This window comes from Thalassotalea ganghwensis, assembly GCF_053485795.1.
Window position 1 is genome coordinate 131,649 of record NZ_JBQRUM010000006.1, and the last position, 15,088, is coordinate 146,736.

The following is a 15,088-nucleotide window of genomic DNA, read 5'->3' on the forward strand; positions in this document are numbered from 1 at the left end:
CAACCCTAGACTAAAGTTGAATACCTCGATTTTAAAAACGTTGATAGTGTTGATATCAGCTGAAATGGTTTTTCTGTGGTGAACATCGGTAAGTGTCACTCAGTTAAACGTGATTTCTGCTAATAAAAACAACAGGTAAAAAGCGTAAAAATACAATAAAACGCTTTGCTAATGAGTGACTTCACTCAGCTTAGTTATCTTTGCTAGGAGAGAATAATGGAAGACAAAAAGACATATTGGCAAGAGAACCTTCGCCTAATATTTATCTGTCTTGCTATCTGGTTTGTAGTGTCATTTGGTTTCGGGTTGCTGTTAGTCGAACCATTAAATGCCATTCGTCTAGGTGGGTACAAACTGGGGTTCTGGTTTGCACAACAAGGCTCAATTTACACCTTTGTCGGGTTGATTTTTTGGTATACCAAAAAAATGAATGAACTTGACAAAAAATACCATGTGGAGGAGTAAGAAATGGATGAGTTAAAACTCTATACCTATATTGCCGTTTTTGGCTCTTTCGCGCTTTATTTCGCTATCGCTTGGTGGGCTAGAGCGGGATCTACCAGTGATTTTTATGTTGCCGGTGGCGGGGTTACACCAATACAAAATGGTATGGCGATTGGTGCTGACTGGATGAGTGCAGCCTCGTTTATTTCGATGGCTGGCCTGATAGCGTTTTTAGGGTATGGCGGTTCAGTGTTCTTAATGGGCTGGACTGGCGGTTATGTTCTATTAGCAATGTGTCTTGCTCCTTACATGCGTAAACATGGCAAGTTTACGGTACCAGAATTTATCGCCGATCGCTTTTATTCTAAAACTGCTCGGATCGTTGCGGTAATATGTTTAATCATCGCTTCGTTAACCTACATCATTGGGCAAATGAAAGGCGTTGGCGTAGCGTTCTCGCGCTTCTTAGAAATCGAGTATGATTATGGCTTATACGCAGGTATGTTCGTCGTTTGGGTTTACGCCGTGTTAGGTGGCATGAAAGGGATCACTTACACTCAAATCGCACAGTACTGTGTGTTGATATTTGCTTATACCATTCCTGCGGTATTTATTTCTTTGCAGTTGACGGGTAATCCGATCCCGCAACTTGGTTTGGGCTCTACATTAGCGGATGGCAGTGGTGTCTATTTATTGGATAAACTGGATCAGGTTGTTACCGATTTAGGCTTTAAGGAATATACCACAGCTAACATGAATGGTACCTTAGATATGTTTGCTTATACGATGTCATTGATGATAGGTACTGCAGGCTTACCTCATGTTATCATGCGTTTCTTCACCGTACCGACGGTACAAGCAGCACGCTCTTCAGCCGGTTACGCATTAGTATTTATTGCGTTGCTATATACCGTTGCTCCTGCAGTGGGTGCAATGGCACGATTCAACTTAATGAATACCATTGAACCAGCGGCGGGTCAAAACCTAGAATATGCTGAACGTCCGCAATGGTTTAAAGATTGGGAAAAAACGGGTTTATTGCAATTTGAAGACAAAAACGGTGATGGCAAAATTCAATATACAGCAGATACTGTGACCAATGAAATGGTTAAAGTTGACCGTGATATTATGGTATTGGCCAATCCGGCAATTGCTAACCTACCTAATTGGGTGATTGCTCTTGTTGCCGCGGGGGGGCTTGCTGCTGCGTTATCAACAGCCGCAGGATTATTGTTAGCCATTTCATCCTCGATATCTCACGATTTAATGAAAGGCGTATTAACCCCTGATCTGTCGGAGAAAAACGAACTCTTGGCGGGACGGATCGTGATGACCTTATCGGTGTTGGTTGCTGGCTACCTAGGGTTAAATCCGCCCGGATTTGCTGCGGGGACCGTTGCGTTGGCCTTTGGTTTGGCGGCGTCTTCGATTTTCCCTGCACTGATGATGGGGATCTTCTCCAAAAAAATGAGTAGTAAAGCCGCAATTGCCGGTATGTGTTCAGGTATTGGTGTAACTATGTTATATGTGTTCCAACACAAAGGCATAATGTTTATTCCGGGTACGTCGTTCCTTGGTGATATGGGCGCAAACTGGTTCTTCGGTATTTCACCGAATGCCTTTGGTGCTGTTGGCGCTATCGTAAACTTTGCTGTTGCATTTGCAGTAATGAAAGTAACAGGCCCAGCGCCAAGTCATATTCAGGATATGGTCACTAACTTCCGCTCTCCACATGGTGAAATAGCGGCAGCTCACGATCATTAATGCTGTTACTCATTGGTTTAATCAAGAGCTTCGCAATGGCGAAGCTCTTTACTACAGGTTTTATATGAATCGTCATACTAAAATAGCTATGTTTATCGCCCCTATCTTGATGTTAGGTGGCTATATTCTTTCTGATATGTATCTCGAAACCAAAGCGAGTGAAACCAAATTAGTGGAACTTGCGCCTTTTGGTCATTGTGATGTTTTTAACCAAAAATGCATTCTTAAGTCAGGAGAATTTGAGGTTAATCTCAGTCATGAAAATACCGTTACCACGCTAAATTCAACCTTCCCTCTTGATAGAGCCACGTTATTTTTGGTTGATAATAATAATCAAGCGACTGCCTATCGACTCGGAATGAAAGACAGTCCGTACTATTGGAAGCGGGAAACGCCACTTGCGCAATTTGTGAGTAACAAGGGCGATAAGTATAAGTTACGTCTTATTGCCGAAATAAAAGGTGGAAAATATTTCGCTGAGTTTTATACGCAAACCGTTAAATAAGACTAATGACTCGGTATAAAATCAATTATTTCAAAACTTTCTCAGCCTTGCTATTTTAGTATCATGGCATCTTAGTAGGCTCACCTATGTTTGAAAATTGGCAATTAGCAACGATAAGCATTAGCTATATTGGTTTGCTATTTTTAATTGCATACCTTGGTGATAAGTACCGTCATAAAATAGCTAAACAAAGCCAAGCAATCGTTTACGCCTTAACACTTGGCGTATATTGTACGTCTTGGAGCTTTTTAGGAACGACGGGGCAAGCGTCCAGTAACTTTCTCTCTCATCTGCCGATCTATCTTGGGCCGATTATTTTATTTGTCTTTGCTTGGCCATTTATTAGCAGAATTATTCGCACCAGTTTAAAGCTTAATCTAACATCGTTAGCTGACTTATTGGCAGCTCGTTTTGGTAAATCACATAATCTTGCCATTTTAGTCACTATCGTAGCGTTAGTGGGAACTTTGCCTTACTTGGCGCTGCAATTAAAAGCAATTGTCTACTCGTTAAGTCAACTGCAAACGCAAACTACTGATACCAATTGGCAAATGGGGTTAATCACTAGTGTTATTTTAGCTGGCTTTACCATTGTCTTTGGCATCAGAAATATCGATGTTACTGAGCGCCATCCTGGCGTTATGTTAGCGATCGCTTTTGAAAGTCTCGTTAAGATCATTGCGTTTTTGGCGGTTGGTTTGTTTGTCACCTTTTTCGTTTTTGATTCGCCAAGCGCCATTTGGCAACAATCTGGTGCTAACCAGCAGTTATATCAAAACACTAATTTCTCAAACATAATGTCGATGTTAGCAATGCTGGTGATTGTCATGGCAGCTTTTCTGTCTTTACCTCGGCAATTTCAAGTGATGGTTGTGGAATTAAGAGATCAAAAAGATACTTGGCTTAGTCGCTACATATTTCCATTGTATTTATTGGTTTTTGCTCTGTTCGCTGCGCCGTTAGGTTTAGCGGGAGACATACTACTTGGTGATAGTGTGCCTAAAGATACCTACGTGCTTTTCTTACCTGCACATCAGGGGCAAACGTGGCTGACCTTGGTTGCTTTTATTGGGGCGATATCAGCGGCTAGCTCAATGGTCATTATTTCCGCAATTGCGTTAAGTACCATGTTAAGTAATGAAATTATTTTTCCGATGCTATTTCGAGCCAAGTCTGGGCAGCAAGGCGATTATGAGCAATTTCGTCAGCGACTCCTCAATATCCGAAAAACGTTGGTTATTTTTGTTATCTTGCTTGGTTATAGTGTGTTCCTGCTGGCCTCGCCAGATACATTAAGTTCACTTGGCGAAGTTGCCTTTGGCGCTTTTGCTCAGCTGACGCCGGCACTTATTGCTGCATTTTATTGGCGCAGAGCAACATTGACAGGAGTATACGGAGGTATTCTCGTTGGTTTTATGCTTTGGCTACTACTTAACTTTTTACCTCAGTTTGGCTTATATCAACAACTCTTCATGGATGGCTTCTTACCTGCAAACACTACGGCTAGTCTATTGAGTTTAGCGGCTAATATTTTCGTTATGTGGACGCTTTCTCAAATTAGTCGTCAAAGTGTTCAAGAGCGAGTCCAAGCTTCGCTATTTTTGGATTGGCAATCGCCAACTCGTTATGCGGCCAAGGTTAATCGTCATATTGACCACCGAGAGTTAGAACTATTGGTTTCGCGGTTTGTAGGTGAAGATAAAGCTAAGCATAGTTTTCAAAAATTTCAACGGCAGACAAACAAGAAGGCATTGGGGAATGTTGCCTATAATCAGTTACTGCTAGAGCATACCGAAAAAACACTCGCGAGTGTCATGGGGGCTTCAAGCGCTCGTTTAGTGATCTCTTCAGCTATTGATGGCCGAGATATTGCGTTAGATGAATTAGCTCTATTGGTTGAGGAAGCATCTAGTCAGCGTCAGCAATACAGTGAAAATTTGCTACAGAGTGCGATTGAGAATGCCAGTGAAGGGATATCTATTGTTGATCAAGATCTTAATTTGGTGGCATGGAATAAAAAGTATATTGATATTTTTAACTACCCTAAGGAATTGATCTATAAAGGTTGCCCAATAGAAAAATTAATCCGCTTTAATGTTTCTCGAGGTTTAGTGGGCAAAGGGGATATCGAGCAACAAGTCAGTAAACGACTCGCTTATTTGCGCAATGGCAGTTCACATAGCTCTGAGCGTGTTCGAGAGGACGGTAAAGTGATTCGAATTGAGGGCAATCCTCTGCCGGATGGTGGTTTTGTCATGTTATTTTCTGATATCACCGCCTATCGTCAAGCTGAACAAATGTTAAAAGCGACCAATATCGATTTAGAAGCCATTATTCAGGAGCGTACGCAGAAGTTAGCACAAACTAACCAAGCGCTTGCGGTGGCAAGAGAAAAAGCCGAGCAAGCTCATATCAAAAAAAGTTTGTATTTAAAGGCTTGCAGTCATGATTTGATGCAACCGTTAGAAGCTGCTCGGTTATTCACCAGTGCTTTGATCAGTCAAGAAAATTTAAACGATGAGCAGTTAAGGCAAGTAAATAATATTGATCGCTCTTTAAAAGTTGCCAATGACCTGTTGTCTGAACTAGCAGAAATAGCGCGCATCGAAAGTGGTAATATCAAGCCGCAATTGACGGTTTTTCCGCTATCGTTATTATTTCGTGAGCTAGAGCAAGAGTTTTCGGCAGCGACCGTTGAACAACAAATCGAATTTAGGGTTTCTTCTACCAATGTTTGGGTAACATCAGATCGCAGTTTGTTAAGGCGTATACTTCAAAATTTGGTGGCTAATGCATTTCGTTATGCAAGCCCTGGTAAAGTTTTGCTTGCTGCACGGGTCATTAATGACAACGTTGATATTTTCGTTATTGATAATGGACCCGGTATTCCAAAGGATAAGCAAAATCTGGTCTTTGAGCAGTTTACGCAACTGAATAATGGCGCAGCGAGCAATGGACGTGGTTTAGGGTTAGGCTTAAACATCACCCAAAGTTTATCGGCCATTTTAGCACACCCGCTAACGTTAAAATCAGAGCAAAACAAGGGCTGTAAATTTCAATTATCGTTAAACAAAGCAAAACCTAGTAGTAACCTCGCAATCGAAAAGCCGGCAGTGAGCGTTAGGCTGACTGATGTTACTGTAATGTGTATTGATAATGATGAAGATGTTTTGGCTGGCATGGTCGAGCTTTTATCAACATGGCAATGTCGCGTGTTAGCGGCGGCTTCTTTTGAAGAAGCTGAGAACTTATTTCAGCGTCATAAAGATGATATTGAAATCTTGTTAGTCGATTATCAACTTGACAATGAATATGATGGCCTGACATTGATTGCAGAGCTAAGAGCGCAATGTCATCACTACCTACCAGCGATTTTAATTACCGCGACTACCGAACAAGATATTGAAGAAAAAACTGAACAAGCCGATGTTGGTTATATGAAGAAATTAGTTAAACCTGCGGCATTAAGAGCAATGATGGGGGCGATGCTCGCCCAAACGTTAAAGGCGCGATATGCCAACGAGTAAAAGCATCGTTCTTTAGTCACAATAATTAATCATCAAGAAGTGCTTGCATTGAGTTTTAGCCAATGCAAGCTGCTTAAAACTGATAAGACTTTTTACTCAATACGTTTTTTTGCTTCTTCTTCAAGATGTTTTGAATATTTAGCAATTTCTGCGATTTGATTGCTGACTTCTTTTGCTGGAATTTTACCAATAATAAAATCACCTGTTTCTAACGCAGAGTTTGCAGCAGCAAATACTAAGAGATTTTGGTTATTGCACAAAATACCTGCGTAGACCGCACGCAATTTCAAATTATTTTGTTTTAAATATTTGCGTAATCGATTTTTGTCGTTTGCGGCAACGTATTCACAGATTCGCAAAGACACTTCGTCAAATGCTTGGCTTGATGGCGTATAGCCTGCTGCTGTTAACACTATTGCGCTTAATATCAACCACTTTTTCATGTTGTTATCCTTAATAAACCAGTGAGTCATTCTGATTTTTTGACCCGTTCGGCTTAAGTGTGGTCGCAAAAGTGTGTTTTCTCAAGAAATCAACGTCAACAATAGTTAACTAACTTAACCTCAGGTTTGTATAAGAAATAGCACGAAAGTAATAAAATTAACCGCTTAAGTTTATTGTCGCTTTCTAGCAGGCTACTTTTTACTTAATTCAAGGCGTATTATTGTAGGAATAGCCAGCTATTTCACGACAATATAACGCAGAAGTTGGTAAAAATAGGCGTTAGAAATGCATTCCTTATGCAGAGCTGGGGTTAACTTATATCGACTGTTTTGCTTACTCTGCAGAGAATTGATTATCCGATAAATCCAATTGACTAATGGCAATAACAGCTTGTGTACGGTTGCGCACGTTAAGTTTTCTAAAGATGGCAGTAGCATGAGCTTTAATGGTCGCTTCTGATACGTCAAGATCATAGGCGATTTGCTTATTCAACATGCCTTGAGCAAACATCATTAGAATTTTATATTGTTGTTGAGTGAGGCTGGCAACTCGTTGGGCAATATCGCTATCTTGAGTGTTGGTATCGGATAAGAAATTTTCAGGTGTCCAGATATTACCCGTTAACACCTGTTCTATCGCTAAAAAGATCAGTGTGACAGGGCTCGACTTTGGTACAAAACCCGAAGCGCCATATTCCATTGCCTTCGCGATGGTGTCATGTTCTTCATGGGCAGACACGACAACCACAGGGATTTGAGGGTAATGGGTTCTTACATGAATTAAAGTATTAAAACCGTGGGCGCCTGGAATATTTAAATCGAGTAATAATAGATCAGCGTCTTGATGGGCGGTTAATTGTTGCTCTAATTCGGCAATGGTTTGCGCTTGTATCCACAAAGTATCGGTTAATTGTCCCTTCAAGGTGTCTAACAGTGCTTGCCTAAACAGTGGGTGATCATCAGCTATTATTATTTTTTCTGGCTGAATCATAACGTTACCTTAATTAAAATCGATTCACTAGAGTATACCGTTAATGGAGAAAAGTTCACTAGTGTTGTTGCAAAAGGGCTGAAGATCTTCACGTTGTTTGCAATACATCGTTGACGGAAGATAATCAGACCTTTAGCGAAGAGACTTCGGCCCTAGGCGGCCTTCGTTGGGATCTCTTCAAGTACCGCTACTAATAACTGCCAATATTGGTCAACTGTTTTTATATTGACCATTTCATCGGGTGAATGTGGGAACTTTATTGTTGGTCCAAAAGACACCATATCCCAATTTGGGTAAGCCGTTTTAAATAATCCACACTCTAATCCAGCATGAATTACCATAATTTCTGGAACCTTGCCAAATAGCTTTTCGTATGTGTGACGCACCGTCGCCATGATAGGAGAGCTGGTATCGGGTTTCCAACCTGGGTAAGCGCCAGAAAAGGTGATGTCTGCGTTTGCTAAAGTAAATACTGAAGCAACGGTGTCCTGAACATCCTGACGACCATCGTCATGAAGGCTGCGGATCAAGGTTAATGCTTCAAAGCGATTACCTTTAGTACGCATTACGCCGAGGTTTAAAGACGATTCGACAATACCTTCTATATCATCACTCATGCGAACAACCCCATTTGGACACGCATTAAGCGCGTGAAGAATATTTTTTTGGCAGGCCATCGACCAACATTCATCAAAGGTTTCTGGTGAGATCAGTAAAAAGGTTAAATCAGGCTCTACTGACGCTAAGTTTTGTTTTAATGCGCGTTCGTAGTCATTAAGCGCTTGCTTAAATGGTTCAACATCTTCTGGTGCGATAACAAAGCTGACGTCTGCTTCTCTTGGGATCGCGTTACGCAGACTGCCACCTGATAAATCGGTGATATGCAAATCAAACAAGTTAATAGCGCGTAATAAAAAACGGTTAAGCAATTGACATGCATTACCGCGACCTAAATGAATGTCGACCCCAGAGTGGCCACCTTTTAACCCAGATAAGTTTAAGTTAAACGACTGATAATTATCGGGCACAGCTTGCAGTTCCAATGAGAACTTTGCACTGCCATCAATACCACCGGCACAACCCATATAGACTTCACCTTCTTGCTCAGAGTCGGTGTTGATGAGTATTTCACCTTGAAACCAACCCGCTTTGAGGCCAAATGCACCGGTCATACCAGCTTCTTCATCAATGGTGACCAATACCTCTAATGGACCATGTTTTAGATCATTACTAGCAAGTACCGCTAACGCAGAAGCAAGGCCGATACCGTTGTCAGCGCCAAGGGTGGTGCCTTTAGCTTTAACCCATTCGCCATCGATATAAGGGGTAATTGGATCGGTTAAAAAGTCATGCACAGTATCATTGTTTTTTTGTGGCACCATATCCATATGCGCTTGCAATATGACACCTTTCCTGTTTTCCATGCCCTCAGTCGCTGGTTTAGCAATACGAAGATTTCCAACTTCATCTTCTGAGACATCTAACCCCAATTCTTTTGCCCACGTTTGGATCCAGGCAGAGATTTTTTGTTCATGCTTTGAAGGGTGAGGAATACTACAAATGTGCTCAAAAAGTTGCCACAATGTATTTGGTTGAAGGTTTGCTAAAGTGCTCACATGAAATCCTTAAATTGATTTGATTGTGTGATTAGTCAGATAAAAACTATGGATAAATGGTAACGAATATTGGCGTTGAGTGCATTATCAACGCCAAAATCACTTAAGGTAAGGTGTAAGTGAAGGCTGACAGGTATTTTACTTTCCTGCCATTAAAAATTGCCATTGCTCATTGAAGTTTTCGCTTGGTTTTTTGCTAAAACTTGAACGTGCATATTGGCAAATTTTACCCTCGGCAAATGCAACGAGGATATTGGCGATAGGAAGTTCGGCGACAGCGAAGTTTTTTCCTTCTCTTAATTTTCGCTCGCGTAATATTTGTTTGAATTGTGATTCAAGCTTATCAAAAAATTGGTTGACGCGAGCACGTAAACGTTCATTTTCACCCATTAATGCATCGCCAGATAAAATACGGCACATACCAGGGTTTCGCTCGGCAAATACTAACAACACATGCATAATATGATGGCAGCGTGTTATTGCTTCTTTGTGGTCAGCTAAAATTAAGTTAACACGAGAAAATATCGATTCTTCAATAAACTCAATTAAGCCTTCAAACATTCTCGCTTTTGATGGGAAATGACGATAGAGAGCGGCTTCTGAAACGCCAACTTCTGCGGCCAACTTGGCTGTGGTGATGCGCTCACCCGGACTTGTTTGTAACATAAGTGCTAAGCATTCTAAAATTTGTTGTTTTCGATTGGGCTTTTGATTAACCGACATAAGTAATTTCTCAAGTGCAGGTACAGCGATGTCGCCAGTACCAGTTATCAATTTATAATGTTAATTATTGTTTTTTACTAACTTCTATTGCAATAAGTTTCACGAGTTCTTGGGCGATTTGCGCTTTATTTGCAAGCGGTAACTCAAATTTCTCATTGGCACTAAAAACAGTTAGCGCATTGTTTTCGCTGTTAAAGCCTTGTCCAGGTGTGGCGACGTTGTTGGCGGCAATGAGATCGAGCTTTTTACGTTTCAATTTATCTTTAGCGTAGTGTTCAACGTCCTGAGTTTCGGCGGCAAAACCTACCGTAAATGGCTTTGGCGTTTTAGCGGCAACATCAGCAACAATATCGGGGTTTTTCACTAACTGAAGTGTCATCGTTTCAGCTGACTTCTTAATTTTCTGATCAGCAATGGTGGATATTTTATAGTCTGCTACTGCGGCGCAGCTGATAAAAACATGAGCTTTGTTGACATTTTCCATTACGGTCTGATGCATTTGTTCGGCACTTTCTACTGCAATAAGTTCAGACCCTGCTGGTGCGGCAATATTTACTGGCCCCGAAATCAGCGTAACCTTTGCCCCAGCATTAACCGCAGCCTGCGCGATAGCATAGCCCATTTTTCCTGAGCTGTGATTAGAAATATAACGCACTGGGTCGATTGCTTCACGGGTGGGGCCTGCAGTAATAAGCCAATGCTGATTATTGAGGTATTGTGGTTGAAAATGACTCAGGGTTAAAGAGACTAAATCAGGGACGTCAAGCATTCGGCCTAATCCGATATCACCACAGGCTTGCTCTCCCTGACCTGGCCCCCAGATATGAAAGCCTCTTTGCGCTAACTCAGAAATATTGTTTTGGGTCACAGGTGCATGCCACATTTGTTGATTCATTGCTGGTGCGATGGCAATCGGAGCGGCACTTGCTAAACAAATAGTCGATAAAAGATCGTTAGCCATACCCACGTTAAGTCTGGCGATTAAATCAGCGGTTGCTGGCGCAATGAGAATGAGATCTGCCCATTTCGCTAATTCGATATGCCCCATGGCTAATTCAGCGTCAGTATCTAATAAACTATCAGAGACTGGATTTGAAGAAACCGCTTGTAACGTCAATGGCGTAATAAAGGCTTTTGCACCCTCGGTCATCACGACTCGAACGTCTGCACCATGCTCTTTTAGGCGTCTTATGAGTTCTGGAGTCTTATAGGCTGCAATACCAGCACTGATGCCCAAGACGATATTTTTTCCCTCAAGAGTTTTCATTTACTGCTAATCTTATCGATGTTTGGCGATAAGATATCATCAAAGTTGCATAAATTAAAATATTCTACAAGGAGGTAGTGATGTTAAAAGATTGGCCCGCCACAGAAAAACCGCGAGAGAAATTACTTGAACTGGGGGCGCAAAGTTTAAGTGATGCTGAACTCTTGGCAATATTTTTACGCACTGGGGTTAAAGGGTGTCATGTGGTTGATTTAGCAAGAGGCTTGCTCAAGCATTTTGGTAGTTTAACGGCAATTTATCGAGCAACCGAAGACGAGTTTTGTCAGTATAAAGGTTTAGGTTTGGCGACTTATGTGCAATTGAAAGCGTGTTTAGAATTGTGCAAGCGATGTTTAGGCGAGGAATTAGCGCAACAAACTGTCCTTACATCTTCAACGACAACAACCCAGTTCCTTCAGTCGCAGCTACGTCATGAGAACCGAGAAGTGTTTGCGGTGCTGTTATTAACTAATCAACATCAAGTGCTTGCTTTTAAAAAACTTTTTTGGGGTACGATTAATGCGTCGGTAGTTTATCCACGGATTGTACTTGAAGCCATTTTTGCACATAATGCTAATGCCGTTATTTTTACACATAACCATCCTTCAGGTATTGCTGAGCCAAGTTTTGCAGACAAGCAGATTACCGAACGTTTGGTGACGATGTTAAAAATGATAGATGTCAATGTGTTAGACCATGTCATTATCGCTCAACACCGAAGTTTTTCTTTTGCAGAGCATGGTTTGCTTTAGTGACATTTTCAATTAAACGCTATGCTGTATTATGTAGGTAAGAGAAATATTAGAAGATTGCACAAAGACCCTGAACACTTTGGGTTAAAATAGTTGCAACTGATGGAAATGCCAGTTAATTTTAACCGAGCAGAACCATGATGTAAGGAATGACTGATGACAGATGCTGATCAAGATAAAACAGAAGATGAACGTAGACAATCGTTTCGGTTGGATATGGAAAAAGAGCTGGTTGATATAAGCTGGCAAGACGAACAAGGCAAACAGGTAAGTCGAAAAATCGTTTGCTTGGATTTTTCTAAAGGTGGCTTGAAGTTAGATTGTGGCTGTGCAATTCCATTAGATACGCCCGTTACCGTGGTGTTTAAAGCAGCTGATCCGAGAAGTCAAAAATTAACAGGGCGTGTCATACGCTGTATCCAACAGGACAATGGTTGGTTCGAGGTGGCATTGCAACTTGATGCCTAAGCATTTTGCGCGAAAAGTATAATTATGCTCTATACTAAAAGATCGCTGCATTGATAATAAAGTAGTTAGAGAAGGAATTGGCAATATGATGATATTAGTTGGCGGTGAGAAAGGTGGTAGCGGTAAAAGCTGTCTTGCTCAGAATCTTGCCGTGTACTTTGCGAGAGATAAGCAAGCAATTGTATTAATGGTAGATTGTGACCCGCAACGAACAACGTCTGATTGGATTCAAGCCCGTAACGCTGATCCATCGTTACCGGCGATAAACTGTATTCAGTTGTATGGTAAAATCCGTAATGATTTATTAAGTTTGAATCAACATTACGATTACGTCATAGTCGATTGTGGTGGTCAAGATAACTTAGCGCTTCGTGCAGCAATGTCTGTGGCTGATCATGTCATCATTCCGCTTAGACCAAAGCGTCGCGATTTGAAAACAGTGCCTCATATGGAAGATATGTTGAGCACCTGTAAAATGGTTAACCCTAAAATGTTAGCGTCATTTGTTATTACGCAGTGCCCTGCGTTACCAACGCAAGCAGGGCGTATTATCGAGGCTAAAGAAGTTTGTAGTTCATACGGAATTAATGTACTCAATGCTGTGACCTATAACCGTAATGTTTACGATGACAGTGAAGAAAGTGGCTCGTCTGTTTTGGAAAATGATCCGACCGGAAAAGCTGCTGAAGAAATGAAAGCGATAGCTGAAGAGCTATTGGCGATGAAGCCGGATGACTCACATGAGTTTAAGTGATTTAAAAAAGTCAAACCAGTCAAAAGGTAAAAAGAAGCAATTTACTGTTGATGAGTTTATTGCCGATGCTGAAAATTACGCCAAAGGTACGCCAGAAATAGTGAGTGGTGATAAATCCCAGAAACTTGATTTAAAAGAAGCAATTGCAGCGGCTAAACAATTTGAAGTAAAACAACGAGCGGAACGACGTCAGAAAAAAGATGAAAAACCGTTTCGTCATGCAACCTTTACCTTAAGTGAACAAGCAATACAGCAATTGCAGGAACTTGCGGTAGATAGCAATTTAGCAAAATCAAGGATCATTCGGATCTTGATTGACGAGTTATGCAATAAAGAGCAACAAGAAAAGATTAATAAATTACTTGGTTCAGATGTCGAATAATTGCTAGTTTTTTCGTCTGATCAGCTGAACATTTAACCTAATAGTGCGTGAAATCTAAGTGATTACCACGCATTTTTTATTTTAAATTATTGATTTTTAACGGCTTAGCGAGCAAAAAGCAGAGAATTGGTATAAAAACTAGATTTACCGTAACACTTTCACTATAATATGCCACCTTTTTCAGGATCCCGGGGCGACGGTCTTGGGGAAATAAAGCTCGAGCTGAAATTAATTTTGGAGTACTCAAATGTCTAAAGTTTGCCAAGTAACCGGCAAAAAGCCAGTCGTAGGGAACAACCGTTCTCACGCAAGAAACGCAACTCGTCGTCGTTTCTTACCAAACCTTCAATCTCACCGTTTTTGGGTAGAGAGTGAAAATCGTTTCGTTAAATTACGTTTAACTCCGAAAGGAATGCGTATTATCGATAAAAAAGGTATCGATGCAGTTTTAGCTGACATTCGTGCCCGTGGCGAAAAAATCTAAGGAACCATCATGCGTGATAAAATTCGTTTAGTATCAAGTGCTGGTACAGGTCATTTTTATACTACTGACAAGAATAAAAAGACCATGCCTGAAAAGATGGAGATCAAAAAGTTTGATCCTAAAGCACGTAAGCACGTTATCTACAAAGAAGCTAAAATTAAGTAATCTTGGTTAGAATGACGATAAAAACCCAGCCGATGCTGGGTTTTTTTTATGGTTAAAATTCAACCTATACTTGTTTTTTCCGAATTGCCCCCAACAATTACCGATAGTTAACTCGAACAAAAATTAAACATGAAAGATCAATACGCTCTAATCAAGGAATAGACATGCCACAACTTAAACTTACTTATTTTGATGTCGATGGTGGACGCGGTGAAGCGATTCGCCTAGCAATGCATATCGGTAACATAGCATTTGATGATCACCGATTTTCATTTGCTGATTTTGAAGCAGAACGAGCCAAAACCCCGTTATCGCAAGTGCCAGTATTGACCCTTGATGGTGAGCAGATAACACAATCAAACGCGATTTTACGCTATATCGGCAAGTTAGCTGATTTATATCCTGCAGATAATAAACAAGCACTGATTTGCGATGAAGTTCTGGATGCTGTAGAAGATTGTACCGATAAGATCGTCGCTACCTTCTTTTTAAAAGGGGTAGAGCTCGAAAAGGCTAGAGAGCAATTAGTTCAAGGAGATTTGACAAAGTATCTTCAATTTCTTGAGCGTAAATTGAGTGCTCAAGGGGGAGAATACTTTGCCGATCAGCGTTTAACCATTGCTGATCTTAAGGTGTTACCTATGTTATCTTGGTTAATGTCAGGGCAACTTGACCATGTACCACAAGATATCGTGGCAAACGTTGCACCAAGCTTAGTAACGCATCAACAAAAGATAGCGAATGAGCAGGTAATTAAAGCGTACTATCATTCTCGTAAATAGTAAAAAGCTCGGTGAACATTA

The 15,088-nt window shown here is 41.0% G+C and carries 16 protein-coding genes; 11 read left to right on the forward strand and 5 right to left on the reverse strand.

Going from position 1 to position 15,088, the window contains the following annotated elements:
* Positions 1 to 216 precede the first annotated feature (216 nt).
* The 4 genes from ACSLUH_RS08100 to ACSLUH_RS08115 all read left to right on the forward strand — a co-directional run bounded on the left by ACSLUH_RS08100 (position 217) and on the right by ACSLUH_RS08115 (position 6,240).
* Positions 217 to 465 (forward strand): DUF4212 domain-containing protein, encoded by a 249-nt coding sequence (locus ACSLUH_RS08100; protein ID WP_448565806.1) that lies wholly within the window; start codon positions 217 to 219, stop codon positions 463 to 465.
* Positions 466 to 468: 3 nt separating this feature from the next.
* Positions 469 to 2,208 (forward strand): sodium:solute symporter family protein, encoded by a 1,740-nt coding sequence (locus ACSLUH_RS08105; RefSeq protein ID WP_448565808.1) that lies wholly within the window; start codon positions 469 to 471, stop codon positions 2,206 to 2,208.
* Between the two features lie 64 nt (positions 2,209 to 2,272).
* Entirely contained in the window at positions 2,273 to 2,713 is a 441-nt protein-coding gene (locus ACSLUH_RS08110) for a hypothetical protein (protein WP_448565809.1), read from the forward strand.
* 86 nt (positions 2,714 to 2,799) lie between these two features.
* A complete protein-coding gene (locus ACSLUH_RS08115) occupies positions 2,800 to 6,240 on the forward strand; it encodes a hybrid sensor histidine kinase/response regulator (protein ID WP_448565810.1) in 3,441 nt (1,146 codons plus the stop codon).
* 92 nt (positions 6,241 to 6,332) lie between these two features.
* On the opposite strand, the gene ACSLUH_RS08120 is transcribed toward ACSLUH_RS08115, so the two are convergent.
* The 5 genes from ACSLUH_RS08120 to coaBC all read right to left on the reverse strand — a co-directional run bounded on the left by ACSLUH_RS08120 (position 6,333) and on the right by coaBC (position 11,280).
* Positions 6,333 to 6,683 carry a DUF3718 domain-containing protein gene (locus ACSLUH_RS08120; protein ID WP_448565812.1) on the reverse strand — a complete coding sequence of 117 codons (351 nt, stop codon included), beginning with the start codon at positions 6,681 to 6,683 and terminating at the stop codon, positions 6,333 to 6,335.
* A gap of 334 nt (positions 6,684 to 7,017) precedes the next feature.
* Positions 7,018 to 7,674: a response regulator gene (locus ACSLUH_RS08125; protein WP_448565814.1), complete on the reverse strand. Its 657-nt coding sequence runs from the start codon at positions 7,672 to 7,674 to the stop codon at positions 7,018 to 7,020.
* A gap of 152 nt (positions 7,675 to 7,826) precedes the next feature.
* Entirely contained in the window at positions 7,827 to 9,290 is a 1,464-nt protein-coding gene (locus ACSLUH_RS08130; RefSeq protein ID WP_448565816.1) for an aminoacyl-histidine dipeptidase, read from the reverse strand.
* A 138-nt stretch (positions 9,291 to 9,428) separates the two neighbouring features.
* Entirely contained in the window at positions 9,429 to 10,013 is a 585-nt protein-coding gene (slmA, locus tag ACSLUH_RS08135) for a nucleoid occlusion factor SlmA (RefSeq protein WP_448565818.1), read from the reverse strand.
* A 64-nt stretch (positions 10,014 to 10,077) separates the two neighbouring features.
* Positions 10,078 to 11,280, reverse strand: a complete 1,203-nt coding sequence (gene coaBC / locus ACSLUH_RS08140; protein WP_448565820.1) for a bifunctional phosphopantothenoylcysteine decarboxylase/phosphopantothenate--cysteine ligase CoaBC — start codon at positions 11,278 to 11,280, stop codon at positions 10,078 to 10,080.
* A 77-nt stretch (positions 11,281 to 11,357) separates the two neighbouring features.
* On the opposite strand from coaBC, the gene radC reads away from it, so the two are divergent.
* From radC to ACSLUH_RS08175, 7 genes are all read left to right on the forward strand, one after another.
* Complete coding sequence (gene radC, locus ACSLUH_RS08145) at positions 11,358 to 12,032, forward strand: RadC family protein (protein ID WP_448565822.1); 675 nt, start codon at positions 11,358 to 11,360, stop codon at positions 12,030 to 12,032.
* 156 nt (positions 12,033 to 12,188) lie between these two features.
* A complete protein-coding gene (locus tag ACSLUH_RS08150; RefSeq protein WP_448565824.1) occupies positions 12,189 to 12,500 on the forward strand; it encodes a PilZ domain-containing protein in 312 nt (103 codons plus the stop codon).
* An 85-nt stretch (positions 12,501 to 12,585) separates the two neighbouring features.
* Complete coding sequence (locus ACSLUH_RS08155; RefSeq protein ID WP_448565826.1) at positions 12,586 to 13,254, forward strand: AAA family ATPase; 669 nt, start codon at positions 12,586 to 12,588, stop codon at positions 13,252 to 13,254.
* On the forward strand, positions 13,241 to 13,636 hold the full coding sequence (locus ACSLUH_RS08160) for a hypothetical protein (protein WP_448565827.1): 396 nt from the start codon (positions 13,241 to 13,243) through the stop codon (positions 13,634 to 13,636). Before ACSLUH_RS08155 ends, ACSLUH_RS08160 begins: the two co-directional genes overlap by 14 nt.
* 247 nt (positions 13,637 to 13,883) lie before the next feature.
* A complete protein-coding gene (rpmB, locus tag ACSLUH_RS08165; protein WP_284244515.1) occupies positions 13,884 to 14,120 on the forward strand; it encodes a 50S ribosomal protein L28 in 237 nt (78 codons plus the stop codon).
* A 9-nt stretch (positions 14,121 to 14,129) separates the two neighbouring features.
* A complete protein-coding gene (gene rpmG, locus ACSLUH_RS08170; RefSeq protein WP_033078277.1) occupies positions 14,130 to 14,285 on the forward strand; it encodes a 50S ribosomal protein L33 in 156 nt (51 codons plus the stop codon).
* A gap of 164 nt (positions 14,286 to 14,449) precedes the next feature.
* Entirely contained in the window at positions 14,450 to 15,067 is a 618-nt protein-coding gene (locus tag ACSLUH_RS08175) for a glutathione S-transferase (protein WP_448565829.1), read from the forward strand.
* Positions 15,068 to 15,088: the final 21 nt, after the last annotated feature.

Bases quoted from the DNA above. Each gene is read 5' to 3' on its own strand.
- rpmB (WP_284244515.1), top strand. From the start codon at position 13,884: ATGTCTAAAGTTTGCCAAGTAACCGGCAAAAAGCCAGTCGTAGGGAAC.
- coaBC (WP_448565820.1), bottom strand. From the start codon at position 11,280: ATGAAAACTCTTGAGGGAAAAAATATCGTCTTGGGCATCAGTGCTGGT.
- slmA (WP_448565818.1), bottom strand. From the start codon at position 10,013: ATGTCGGTTAATCAAAAGCCCAATCGAAAACAACAAATTTTAGAATGC.
- ACSLUH_RS08105 (WP_448565808.1), top strand. From the start codon at position 469: ATGGATGAGTTAAAACTCTATACCTATATTGCCGTTTTTGGCTCTTTC.
- ACSLUH_RS08160 (WP_448565827.1), top strand. From the start codon at position 13,241: ATGAGTTTAAGTGATTTAAAAAAGTCAAACCAGTCAAAAGGTAAAAAG.
- ACSLUH_RS08155 (WP_448565826.1), top strand. From the start codon at position 12,586: ATGATGATATTAGTTGGCGGTGAGAAAGGTGGTAGCGGTAAAAGCTGT.
- ACSLUH_RS08125 (WP_448565814.1), bottom strand. From the start codon at position 7,674: ATGATTCAGCCAGAAAAAATAATAATAGCTGATGATCACCCACTGTTT.
- ACSLUH_RS08110 (WP_448565809.1), top strand. From the start codon at position 2,273: ATGAATCGTCATACTAAAATAGCTATGTTTATCGCCCCTATCTTGATG.
- ACSLUH_RS08100 (WP_448565806.1), top strand. From the start codon at position 217: ATGGAAGACAAAAAGACATATTGGCAAGAGAACCTTCGCCTAATATTT.
- ACSLUH_RS08115 (WP_448565810.1), top strand. From the start codon at position 2,800: ATGTTTGAAAATTGGCAATTAGCAACGATAAGCATTAGCTATATTGGT.
- ACSLUH_RS08175 (WP_448565829.1), top strand. From the start codon at position 14,450: ATGCCACAACTTAAACTTACTTATTTTGATGTCGATGGTGGACGCGGT.
- ACSLUH_RS08150 (WP_448565824.1), top strand. From the start codon at position 12,189: ATGACAGATGCTGATCAAGATAAAACAGAAGATGAACGTAGACAATCG.
- ACSLUH_RS08120 (WP_448565812.1), bottom strand. From the start codon at position 6,683: ATGAAAAAGTGGTTGATATTAAGCGCAATAGTGTTAACAGCAGCAGGC.
- rpmG (WP_033078277.1), top strand. From the start codon at position 14,130: ATGCGTGATAAAATTCGTTTAGTATCAAGTGCTGGTACAGGTCATTTT.